This is a genomic window from Streptosporangium nondiastaticum (assembly GCF_003011965.1).
GTDB classification, from domain to species: domain Bacteria; phylum Actinomycetota; class Actinomycetes; order Streptomycetales; family Streptomycetaceae; genus Streptomyces; species Streptomyces nondiastaticus.
The window spans coordinates 1-12,769 of record NZ_PXWG01000172.1 but is presented as its reverse complement, the minus strand read 5'-3'; the positions used below and the strand labels follow the sequence as shown (position 1 = coordinate 12,769).

Annotated in this window: 3 protein-coding genes; all 3 read left to right on the top strand. The window is 75.0% G+C overall.

All coding sequences use genetic code 11. The features are described from left to right. On the top strand, window positions 1-1,564 hold a 1,564-nt coding region (locus B7P34_RS32390), incomplete at its 5' end, for a beta-ketoacyl reductase (protein WP_146166994.1). An 11-nt stretch (window positions 1,565-1,575) separates the two neighbouring features. Beyond that, window positions 1,576-6,939 carry a type I polyketide synthase gene (locus B7P34_RS39005; protein WP_106681745.1) on the top strand — a complete coding sequence of 1,788 codons (5,364 nt, stop codon included), beginning with the start codon at window positions 1,576-1,578 and terminating at the stop codon, window positions 6,937-6,939. 36 nt (window positions 6,940-6,975) lie between these two features. Further along, the coding region (locus B7P34_RS39000; protein ID WP_106681744.1) for a type I polyketide synthase at window positions 6,976-12,769 on the top strand (5,794 nt) is incomplete at its 3' end.

The following is a 12,769-nucleotide window of genomic DNA, read 5'->3' as shown; positions in this document are numbered from 1 at the left end:
CGTGTGGGGCCTGGGGCGCGTCGCCGCCCTGGAGCACCCGCAGCGCTGGGGCGGCCTGATCGACCTGCCCGAGACCCTCGACGCACGGACCGCCGACCGCTTCGCCGCGGTCCTCGCGGCCCCCGGCGACGAGGACCAGATCGCGGTACGGCCCTCCGCCGCCCGCGGCCGCAGGCTCGTGCCCGTACCGGCCGGGCGCACCGCGCAGCAGTGGAACCCCACCGGCACCGTCCTGATCACCGGCGGCACCGGGGCCCTGGGCTCCCGGGTGGCACGCGAACTGGCCCGCGCCGGGGCGCGGCACCTGCTGCTCGTCAGCCGCCGGGGCGCGGACGCGCCCGGAGCCGGCGGACTGCGGGCCGAACTCACCGCGCTGGGCGCCCGGGTCACGCTCGCCGCCTGCGACGCCGCCGACCGCGACGCGCTCGCCGCCGTCCTCGCCGGCATCCCCGCCGAGGCGCCCCTGACCGGCGTCGTCCACACCGCGGGCGTCCTCGACGACGGCGTGCTCGACGGCCTCACCCCGGACCGCTTCGACGCCGTGTTCCGCGCCAAGGCCGCCTCGGCCCTGGCCCTGCACGACCTCACCCGCGACCTGGACCCGGCTGTGTTCGCCCTGTTCTCCTCGTCGTCCGCCGCGGTCGGCAACCCCGGACAGGCCAACTACGCCGCTGCCAACGCCTTCCTGGACGCCCTCGCCGAGCAGCGCCGCGCCGACGGCCTCGCCGCGACCTCGATCGCCTGGGGCGCCTGGGGCGGCGGCGGAATGGCCGGCGACGACCGGGCGGCCGCCGCGGCCCGCCGCACCGGCATCCGCCCCCTGGACCCGGACCTCGCCGTCACGGCGCTGCGCCGGGCCGTCATGGACGGGCGTCCCACCGAGGTCGTCGTGGACGTCGAACACGAGCTGTTCGTACGGCACTTCACCGCCGTACGGCCCAGCCCGCTCCTCGCGGAGCTCCCCGGTGCCGGCGCGTCCCGGCCCACCGGACACACGGACGACGAAGCTCCGGACACCGTCCTGCGCGAGCGGCTCACGGGCCTGGCGCCCGCGCAGCGCTCCGCGGCTGTCCTGGACCTGGTGCGCACCCGGGCCGCCTCCGTGCTCGGACACCCCACGGCCGACGCCGTCGGCGCCGACCGGGCGTTCCGGGACCTCGGCTTCGACTCCCTCAGCGCGGTCGAGCTGCGCAACCAGCTCAACGCCGCGACGGGGCTGGACCTCGCCGCCACGCTCGTCTTCGACCACCCGAACCCCGCGGACCTGGCAGGCCGCATCCTCGGCCTGCTCCTCCCGGACGACGGAGCGGGGGAGCCGGACGCGGACGACCTCGACCAGGCCCGCGTCAGGGCCCTGCTCGCCACCGTCCCCATGGCGCGGCTCCGCGAGATCGGCGTCCTCGAACCCCTGCTGAAGCTCGTGGCCGCGGAGGGCGCCGCGTCCGGCGGCGAGGCCGGCACGACGGAGACGGAGGCGCACGCCTACGACGAGTCGATCGACGCCATGGACGTCGAGGACCTGGTGCGGGCGGCACTCGACGGCAATTCCCACCACGAGGGCTGAAAGAGCGGACCATGACCACACCCAGTGAAAAAGTCGTCGCGGCCCTTCGCGCCTCGCTGAAGGAGGCCGAGCACCTGCGCCGGCAGAACCACCAGCTCGTCGCCGCGGCCAGGGAGCCGATCGCGATCGTCGCGATGAGCTGCCGCTACCCCGGCGGCGTGAGCTCGCCCGAAGACCTGTGGGAGCTCCTGGCCGCGGGCGAGGACGCGATCGGCGCGTTTCCCGCGGACCGCGGCTGGGACCTCGGCGCCCTGCGCGACGCCGGCGTCGACGGGCGCGGCAACGCCGTCAGCCGGTCGGGCGGCTTCGTCGACGGCGTCGGCGACTTCGACGCGGGCTTCTTCGGGATCTCGCCGCGCGAGGCCGTCACCATGGACCCGCAGCAGCGGCTGCTGCTGGAGACTTCGTGGGAGGCGATCGAGCGGGCTGGCATCGACCCGGTGTCCCTGCGCGGCAGCCGCACCGGCGTGTACGTCGGCACGAACGGCCAGGACTACGCGTACCTGCTCGTCCGCTCCCTGGCCGACGCCACCGGCGACATCGGCACCGGAATCGCCGCCAGTGCGACGTCCGGCCGGCTCTCGTACACGCTGGGACTGGAAGGCCCGGCGGTGACCGTCGACACGGCCTGCTCCTCCTCGCTCGTGGCCCTGCACACGGCGGTCCGGGCCCTCCGGGCCGGCGAGTGCTCGCTGGCCCTGGTCGGCGGGGTCAACGTCATGTCGTCCCCCGGGTCCCTGATGGAGTTCAGCCGGCAGGGCGGGCTGGCGGCCGACGGCCGCTGCAAGGCGTTCGCGGACGCGGCCGACGGCACCGGGTGGTCCGAGGGCGTGGGCGTCCTCCTCGTCGAGCGGCTGAGCGACGCCCGCCGCAACGGGCACCCCGTCCTCGCCGTCGTCCGCGGCTCGGCCGTCAACCAGGACGGTGCCTCCAACGGCTTCACCGCCCCCAGCGGCCCGGCACAGCAGCGGGTGATCCGGCAGGCATTAGCGAGCGCCGGGCTGTCGGTCTCCGAAGTGGATGCGGTCGAGGCGCACGGCACGGGGACGGCACTCGGCGATCCGATCGAGGCGCAGGCGCTGCTGGCGACGTACGGGCAGGGCCGGGATCCCAAGCAGCCGCTGCGGCTGGGGTCGGTGAAGTCGAACATCGGGCACACGCAGGCCGCGGCGGGCGTGGCGGGGATCATCAAGGTCGTTCTGGCGATGCGGCACGGCGTGCTGCCGAGGACGCTGCACGTGGACGCGCCGTCGTCGCACGTGGACTGGTCGTCGGGTGCGGTGGAGCTGCTGACGGAGGCTGGGGCGTGGCCGCGGGTGGACCGGCCGTGGCGCGCGGGCGTCTCGTCGTTCGGGATCAGCGGCACGAACGCCCACGTGATCGTGGAACAGGCGGATCAGCCGGAGCGGCATGAACAGGCCACGGAGGAATCGGGGATCCAGCCCGCCGTCGTGCCGTGGCCCCTGTCCGGCAGGTCCGAGCGGGCGCTGGCGGCGCAGGTGGAGCGCCTCTCGTCGCTGACGGGTTCGCCGTCACCGCTGGACGTGGGGTTCTCGCTGGCCACGGGCCGTTCGGCGTTCGAGCACCGGGCGGTGCTGCTGGCGGACCCCGACGGCGGACTGTCCGAGGCGGCCCGGGGACGCGCGGACACGAGCCGCCCCCTGGCGGTGCTGTTCTCCGGGCAGGGCTCGCAGCGCGCGGGGGCGGGCCGGGAGCTGTACGCGTGCTTCCCGGTGTTCGCGGAGGCGCTGGACGCGGTGCTGGCCCACTTCGACGGCGAGCTGCGGGAAGTGATGTTCACCGACGCGGAGCGGCTGGAGGAGACGCGGTGGACGCAGCCGGCGTTGTTCGCGCTGGAGGTGGCGCTGTTCCGGCTGGTGGAGTCCTGGGGCGTCCTCCCGGACTTCGTCGCGGGCCATTCGATCGGTGAGATCGCCGCGGCGCACGTGGCGGGGGTGTTCTCGCTGGACGACGCGTGCGCTCTGGTCGCGGCCCGTGCGCGGTTGATGGACGCGCTGCCCGCGGGCGGTGCGATGGCCGCGATCCGCGCGACGGAGCGCGAGGTCGCGGCGCGGTTGACGGACCGCGTGTCGATCGCGGCGGTCAACGGCCCCGAGGCCGTCGTCATCGCCGGGGACGAGACCGAGGTGCTGCGCATCGCCGGCGAGTTCGCCGCCGCGGGGCACAGGACGCAGCGGCTGCCGGTGAGCCACGCCTTCCACTCGCCGCTGATGGAGCCGGTGCTGGAGGAGTTCCGCCGGGTCGCCGAGGGCATCGCGTTCCGGCTTCCGCGGATCCCCCTCGTGTCGAACGTGACGGGCGGGATCGCGGCCGAGGAGCTCGTGTGCTCGGCCGGCTACTGGGTGCGGCACGTCCGCGAGACCGTCCGCTTCGCCGACGGCATCCGGGCCCTGGCCGCCGAAGGCGCCCCGGCCTTCCTGGAACTGGGCCCGGGCGGCGTGCTGACGGCCATGGCGCAGGGCAACCTGGAGGACATCCCGGTCGCGGTCGCCGCCCTCCGCAAGGACCGTCCCGAGGAGACGGCCCTGCTGACCGCCCTCGCGCGCCTCCACGTGGCCGGTGTCGCCATGGACTGGTCCCGGTTCTTCGCCGGCACCGGCGCCCGCCGCGTCCACCTGCCCACCTATCCCTTCCAGCGCGAGCGCTACTGGCCGAAGCCCACCGCCCCGGCGAACGACGTGTCCGCGGCGGGCCTGATGCCCGCCGGGCATCCGCTGCTGGGTGCGGCGGTGCCGCTGGCCGGCTCCGGCGGGATGCTGTTCACGAGCAGGCTGTCGGCGCGGACGCACCCCTGGCTGCTGGACCACGTGACCGACGGCGTGCCCGTCTTCCCCGCCGCCGGATTCCTCGAACTGGCCGTCCGGGCAGGTGACCACGCCGGCTGCGACCGCGTCGGTGAACTCGCCTTCGCCGAGCCCCTCGTGCTGCCCGCGGACGATGACGTGCTCTTGCAGGTGCGGGTCGGCGCCCCCGGCGCGGAGGGCGCCCGCCCGGTGCGCATCCACGCGCGGGCCGCGGACTCCGCGGACGGGGCGTGGACGGAGCACGCGAGCGGTGTGCTGCTGGATTCCGCGGCCCCGGCGGTGGACTTCGACGCCTCGACGTGGCCGCCCAGTGGCGCCGTGGCCGTGGACCCGGAGGACTACGCAGGAGACGACGAGCACGGCCCGGCGTTCCGGACCGTACGGGCGCTCTGGCGCCGGGGCGACGAGACCTTCGTCGAAGCCGCGCTCCCGGACGGGGCGGACGATGCCGGGTCGTTCGGGCTGCACCCGGCGCTGCTGGAGGCGGTGACCCGGGCGACCGGGAGCGACGACGGCATGGCGCCGTCGTCGTGGACCGGGGTGTCGCTCCACGCCAGTGGTGCTTCGGCGGTGCGGATACGGATCGTCAGGACCGGAGACAACGTGTTCTCCGTCGCCGTGGCGGACACCGAGGGCGCGCCGGTCCTCTCGGCCGACGCACTCGTGCTGGGTGCCCGGAAGACCGTACGGCGGACGGCGCGGGAGGGTTCGCTGCTGCGGCTGGAATGGGTGGAGGCTCCGGACGTAAGGGCATCCCGTGAGGTGCGGAGCGTGACGCTCGGCGCGGCGGGCCTGACGTCGCTGGCGGACGTCTCGGACCTGGTCGTGGTCCCGCTCCCGGGCCCAGGCACGGGCGACGACGTGCCCGCCTCCGTGCACGAACTCACCGCACGAGCCCTGGAGCTGATCCAGGGGTGGCTGGCGGAGGAACGGTTCGCCGCGGCACGGCTGGTGTTCGTGACCAGTGGTGCAGTGTCCGGCGACGACCTCGCCGGTGCCGCGGTGTGGGGCCTGGTCGGGTCGGCGCAGTCGGAGCACCCGGGCCGGTTCGTCCTGGTGGACGCCGAGGCGGAAGACGTCCCGGCGGTGCTTGCGGTCCTGCCGGGCCTGCCGGCCGGCGGCGACGACCGGTTCGCCGTACGCGAAGGCGCCGTGCACGTGGGCCGGCTGGCGCGTGAGACGGCACCGGATGCGGCGGCACCCGCGCCGCCCGCATGGGATCCGGACGGCACGGTGCTGATCACCGGCGGCACCGGAGGCCTGGGCGGCATGCTGGCCCGGCACCTCGTGACCGAGCGCGGTGCGAAGCACCTGACGCTGGTGAGCCGGCGGGGCGAGGCCGCCCCCGGAGCACCGCTGCTGCGCGACGAGCTGACCGCCCTCGGCGCCGACGTGACCGTCGTGGCCTGCGACATGGCCGACCGGGGTGCAGTCAGCCGGCTTCTGGACGCCCTGGACCGCCCGCTGACCGCGATCGTCCACACGGCGGGCGTCCTGGACGACGGCGTGGTCACGGCCCTGTCCGCGGACCGCCTGTCGGACGTGCTGCGGCCGAAGGCGGACGCGGCCTGGCACCTGCACGAACTCACCCGGGGAACGGACCTCGCCGCGTTCGTCACGTACTCCTCGATCTCGGGCGTCCTGGGCAGCGCCGGCCAGGGCAACTACGCCGCCGGCAACGCCTTCCTCGACGCGCTGGCCCGCCACCGCGCGGCCCGCGGCCTGCCCGCCCAGTCCCTGGCCTGGGGCGCGTGGGCACAGGGCAGCGGCATGACGGGAACCCTGTCCGAGGCGGACATGCGGCGCATCGCCGCGTCCGGGGTCCCGCCCCTGTCGGCCGCGCAGGGCCTGGCCCTGTTCGACGCGGCCACCGCGTCGGGCGAGACCTGCCTCGTCCCGGTCGGCCCCGTCGCCCCGGGCACCCGGATCCCCGGCGAGGTGCCGCCGCTGCTGCGCGGCCTCTTCAAGGGAGCCCGGCGCACGGCGGCGAGCCCGGCAGGCGGCGCCGACGCCGTCGCCACGCTCGGGCACCGGCTGCGGGAGGCGCGGCCGGAGGAGCGCACGCGCCTCGTGACCGATCTCGTCCGGGCCGAGGCGGCGGCCGTGCTGGGCCACGCGTCGCCCGACGCCGTGGACGCGCGACGAGAGTTCCGCGACCTGGGCTTCGACTCGCTGACCGCCGTCGAGCTCCGCAACCGGCTCACCGCCGCGACGGGCATGCGCCTGCCCGCCACCCTCGTGTTCGACTACCCCAGCCCCACCGCCCTCGCCGGCCACCTCGTCCCCCGGCTCGTGGACGAGGCCGTGGCCGACGCGGGCTCCGCACTCCTCGCGGACCTCGCACGGCTCGACTCCGCGCTCGCCGCCGGCGAGCTGGACGCGCGCACCAGGTCGGCCGTTTCCGGCCGGCTGCTCCAGATGCTGGAGAAGTGGCGAGGAGCCGAGGCGGAGGCCACCGGCGCACAGGTCGCCGAACGGATCGAAGCCGCCGGCACGGACGAGATCTTCGCCTTCATCGACAACGAGCTCGGCCGCCACAGCGCCCACTGAGCCGGCCTCCACACTTCACAGGGAAGGTTTCGCGTCATGCCCGAAGACAGCAAGCTCGTTGACTACCTCAAGTGGGTCACGGCCGATCTGCACCAGACCCGCCAACGGCTGCTGGAGGCCGAGTCCGGCAAGCAGGAGCCCATCGCCGTCGTCGGCATGTCCTGCCGGTTTCCGGGCGGAGTGCGCTCCCCGGAAGAATTCTGGGAGCTGCTGCACGAGGGACGGGACGGCATCTCGGCGTTCCCCGCGGACCGCGGCTGGGACCTCGGCTTCTTAACCGGCGACGGTGACGGCACGCGGACGGCGGCCGAGGGCGGCTTCGTCGACGCCGCCGCGTTCGACGCCGGCTTCTTCGGCATCTCGCCGCGCGAGGCCGTGGCCATGGACCCGCAGCAGCGGCTGCTGCTGGAGACCTCCTGGGAAGCCCTGGAGCGGGCCGGCATCGACCCCGTCTCCCTGCGGGGCAGTGAGACCGGCGTGTTCGTCGGCACGAACGGCGTCGACTACGTCGGCGTCGTGATGAACTCCCGCGAGGACGTCGAAGGCCACGCCGGCACCGGACTCGCGGGCAGCGTCCTCTCCGGCCGGATCTCGTACAGCCTCGGCCTGGAGGGGCCGGCGGTCACCGTCGACACCGCCTGCTCGTCCTCCCTCGTCTCGCTGCACCTGGCGGCCCACGCCCTGCGCTCCGGCGAGTGCGGGCTGGCGCTGGCCGGCGGCGTGACGGTGCTGTCGAGCCCGATGAGCTTCGCCGGTTTCGCCCGGCAGGGCGGGCTCGCGGCGGACGGCCGGTGCAAGGCGTTCGCGGACGCGGCCGACGGCACGAGCTGGTCCGAGGGCGTCGGCGTCCTCGTCCTGGAACGGCTCTCCGACGCGCGCCGCCACGGGCACGAGATCCTCGCCGTCGTCCGTGGCTCGGCGGTGAACCAGGACGGCGCGTCCAACGGCCTGACGGCACCCAACGGCCCGTCGCAGCAGCGGGTGATCCGCCAGGCCCTGGCGAACGCCGGCCTGTCGGCGTCCGAGGTCGACGCGGTCGAGGCGCACGGCACGGGCACGACGCTCGGCGACCCGATCGAGGCACAGGCGCTGCTGGCCACGTACGGCCAGGACCGCGACCCCGGGCGCCCGCTGCGGCTGGGATCGGTCAAGTCCAACATCGGGCACACGCAGGCCGCGGCGGGCGTGGCCGGGATCATCAAAATGGTCCTGGCGATGCGGCACGGCGTGCTCCCGAAGACGCTGCACGTCGACGCGCCGTCGTCGCACGTGGACTGGTCGTCCGGCGCGGTCGAGCTGCTGGCGGAGGCCGGGTCGTGGCCGGCCGCGGACCGGCCGTGGCGCGCGGGCGTCTCGTCGTTCGGGATCAGCGGCACGAACGCCCACGTCATCATCGAGCAGGCCCCGGACGCCGAGCAGCCCGCCACCGAGGACGAGCCGAAGCTCGCGCCGGCGGTCGTGCCCTGGCCGGTCTCCGCGAAGTCCGAGAGCGCGCTGGCGGCACAGTTGGAGCGGATCTCCGCGCTGACCGGCGCCTCGCCGCTCGACACGGGCTTCTCGCTGGCCACCTCCCGCGCGCATCTCGAACACCGCGCGGTTCTGCTGACGGGGGAGGACGGGACCGCCGAGATCGCCCGCGGGGTCGCCGAGGACATGGCCGGGAAGATCGCGGTGCTCTTCTCGGGCCAAGGCTCCCAGCGCGTGGGGATGGGCCGGGAGCTGTACGGACGGTTCCCGGTGTTCGCGGAGGCGCTGGACGCGGTGCTGGCGCACTTCGACGCCGAGTTGCGGGAGGTGATGTTCTCCGACGCGGAGCGCCTGGACGGGACGGGGTTCGCACAGCCGGCGCTGTTCGCGGTCGAGGTGGCTCTCTTCCGGTTGGTGGAGTCGTGGGGGATCCGTCCGGATTTCGTGGCCGGGCATTCGATCGGTGAGGTTGCGGCGGCGCATGTGGCGGGGGTGTTCTCGCTGGAGGACGCGTGCCGTCTGGTGGCGGCCCGTGGCCGGCTGATGCAGGCGCTGCCCGTGGGTGGTGCGATGGTTGCGGTCCAGGCGGCGGAGGGTGAGGTGGCCGCGCGGCTGGTGGACGGTGTGTCCGTCGCGGCGGTCAACGGTCCTGAGGCCGTTGTCCTCTCCGGCGAGGAGACCGAGGTGCTGCGGATCGCGGGGGAGTTCGCCGCTGAGGGACATAAGACGCAGCGGTTGTCGGTGAGTCACGCGTTCCACTCGCCGTTGATGGAGCCGATGCTGGACGAGTTCCGCCGGGTTGCTGAGGGAGTGTCGTTCAACAGGCCGGTTATTGCGGTGGTCTCGAACGTGACCGGCGAGCTGGCCTCTGAGCAGGTGCTGTGCTCGGCGGAGTACTGGGTCCGGCACGTCCGTGAGACCGTGCGTTTCGCCGACGGCGTCCGCGCTCTCGCTGCTGAAGGGGCCTCCGTCTTCCTGGAGCTGGGCCCGGACGGCGTTCTCACCGCCATGACCCAGCACGTCCTGGACGGCACACCGGTCGCGGTCCCCGCCCTGCGCAAGGACCGCCCCGAGGAGACGTCCCTGCTGACCGCCCTCGCACGCCTCCACGTCGCGGGCGCGGACGTGGACTGGGCGGAGCTCTTCGCCGGCACCGGCGCCCGCCGCACCGACCTGCCCACCTACCCCTTCCAGCACGAGCGCTACTGGCCCAGGCCCGCCGAGCTCACCGGGAACGTGACCGGCGCGGGCCTCATGCCTGCGGAACACCCGCTGCTGGGCGCGATGCTCGCCCTCGCGGACTCCGGCGAAGTGGTGTTCACCGGCCGGCTCTCCCGCCACTCCCACCCCTGGCTCGCCGACCACGCCATCGGCGGGAACGTCCTCTTCCCGGGCACCGGCTTCCTGGAACTGGCCCTGCGCGCCGGCGACCAGGCCGGCTGCGATCGCGTCGGCGAATTCGTCCTGCTCACCCCGCTCGTCCTGCCCGAAGACGGCGCCGCGCTGGTGCAGGTGCTGGTCGGAGCGCCCGACGAGGCGGGCACCCGGCCGGTCTCCGTGCACGCGCGGCCCGACGACGCGCCCGACGGGGAATGGATCCAGCACGCCCACGGCACGCTGACCGGCGGAGAGCGCGTCGAGGCGTTCGGCGCGGAGACCTGGCCGCCCCGCGACGCCGTGGTCGTCGACCTGGAGGACTTCTACGAGGGGACCGGCTACGGCCCCGCCTTCCAGGGCCTGCGCGCAGTCTGGCAGCGGGAGAACGAGGTCTACCTCGAAGCCGCGCTCCCGGGCGACACCGCCGGTGAGGCCGGGGCCTTCGGCATCCACCCGGCGCTGCTGGACGCCGTGATCCAGTCCCACAGGATGGCCGGTGTCGGCACCGACGACCAGCTCCTCATGCCGTTCGCCTGGCGCGGCGTGTCCCTGCACGCCGCCGGGGCCCCGGTCGTCCGGGCCCGCGTCACGAGGACGGGCGACGACTCCGTGTCCGTCGCGGCCGTCGACGTCGAGGGCGCGCCCGTGCTCTCGGCGGAGGCGCTGGTCCTGCGCGGCACGTCAGTGGCGGCGGCTGCCGCCCTCTCGCCCGGCGCGGGGTACGACGGGCTGCTGTCGCTGGACTGGGTGCCCGCCCCCGAGGTGCCCTCCGCCGAGGTCCGGTGCGTGAGCCTGGGCACCGGCCCGCTCGGCGCGGGCGCATCGGTCGCCTCACTGGACGACCTCACCGGCGACGAGGACCTGGTCCTGGTGCCCGTGTCCGGCACGGGCGACGACGTACCCGCTTCCGTGCACGAGCTGACGGCCCGGGTCCTGAGCCTGCTCCAGGACTGGACGGCGGGGGAGCGGCCCGCCGGGCCGCGCCTGGTGTTCGTCACCCGTGGCGCCGTCTCCGCCGGCGAGGGCGAGACCGTACGGGACCTGGCCGCCGCCGCGGTGTGGGGCCTCGTGCGGTCGGCGCAGTCGGAGAACCCCGGCCGGTTCGCGCTGGTGGACGCGGAGCACGGTGACGTCCCGGCCCTGCTGCCGGTCCTGCCGGGCCTGCTGGCCACCGGGGACGAGCAGTTCGTGGTGCGCGACGGTGTCGTCCGGCTGGCCAGGCTGGCCCGGCCGGGGGGCGGCGCGGGGCTGCTGCCGCCCGCCGAGGGACCGTGGCGGCTGGACATCACCACCAAGGGCAGCCTTGACGATCTGCTGCTCGCGCCCTGCCCGGACGTCCTGGAGCCCCTCGCGCCGGGGCAGGTCCGGATCGCGGTCCGGGCCGCCGGCATGAACTTCCGCGACGTGCTGAACGCCCTGGGCATGTACCCCGGCGAGGCCGGGCTGCTCGGCGCCGAGGGCGCCGGCGTCGTGACCGAGGCCGGGCCCGGGGTGACCGGACTGCGCCCGGGCGACCGCGTGATGGGCATGCTGTTCGGCGGTTTCGGCCCGGTGGCCGTGGCCGACGAGCGCCTCCTGACCCGTATGCCCGACGACTGGTCGTTCGACCGGGCGGCGTCGGTGCCGCTGGTCTTCCTGACCGCCCTCTACGCGCTGAAGGACCTCGCGGACCTGAAGCCCGGCGAGAAGATCCTCGTGCACGCCGGCGCCGGCGGCGTGGGCATGGCCGCGATCCAGCTGGCGCGGCACCTGGGCGCCGAGGTGTTCGCCACGGCGAGCGAGGGCAAGTGGAACACCCTGCGCGAACTGGGCGTCCCCGACGACCACATCGCGTCGTCCCGCACCACCGCCTTCGAGCAGCGGTTCCTCGACGTCACCGGCGGCCGCGGCGTGGACGTGGTGCTCAACGCCCTGGCCGGGGAGTTCGTGGACGCCTCGCTGCGGCTGACCGCTCCCGGCGGCCGGTTCCTGGAGATGGGCAAGACCGACATCCGCGAACCCGGGGCGACCGCCGGGGTCCGCTACCGCGCCTTCGACCTCGCGGAAGCCGGCCCCGACCGCACCCAGGAGATGCTGTCCGAGCTGCTGGAGCTGTTCGCCGCCGGCGCGCTGCGCCCGCTGCCGGTCGCGACGTGGGACGTCCGGCGGGCCCCGGACGCGTTCCGGCACATGAGCCGGGCCCGGCACACCGGCAAGATCGTGCTGACCATGCCGCGCGCGTGGAACCCGGACGGCACCGTACTGATCACCGGCGGCACCGGCGGCCTCGGCCGCGAGATCGCCCGGCACCTGGTGGCCGAGCGCGGCGCGAAGCACCTGATCCTGGTGAGCCGGAGCGGCCCGGACGCCCCGGGGGCGGCGGAACTCCGCGACGAACTGGCCGGTCTCGGCGCCGAAGCGGCCGTCGTCGCCTGCGACGTGGCCGACCGGGAGGCGGTGGCCGCGCTCGTGGCCTCGGTCCCGGCCGGGCACCCGCTGACGGCCGTCATCCACACGGCCGGCGTCCTCGACGACGGCGTGGTGACGTCCCTGACCACGGAGCGGCTGTCGGACGTGCTGCGGCCCAAGGCGGACGGGGCCTGGCACCTGCACGAGGCCACCAAGGACCTCGACCCGGCCGCTTTCGTGCTGTTCTCTTCCATCTCGGGCGTGACCGGCACCCCCGGCCAGGGCAACTACGCCGCCGGCAACGTCTTCCTCGACGCGCTCGCCCGGCACCGCACGGCGCAGGGGCTGCCCGCCCAGTCCCTCTCGTGGGGCGCGTGGGCACAGGGCAGCGGCATGACCGCCACGCTGACCGAGGCGGACATGCGGCGCATCGCCTCGTACGGGGCCTCACCCCTCACCGTCGACCAGGGGCTCGCCCTGCTCGACGCGGCCGGGGCGTGCGACGCGGCACACCTCGTCGTGCTCGGCCGCGCCGCCGGGCCGGCACGGGCCACCGGCCCCGTACCGCCCGTCCTGCGCGGCCTGGTCAGGTCCGGCC

Excerpts from the sequence above, each read along its gene's own strand:
- B7P34_RS39005 (WP_106681745.1), top strand. The coding sequence starts at position 1,576 with ATGACCACACCCAGTGAAAAAGTCGTCGCGGCCCTTCGCGCCTCGCTG.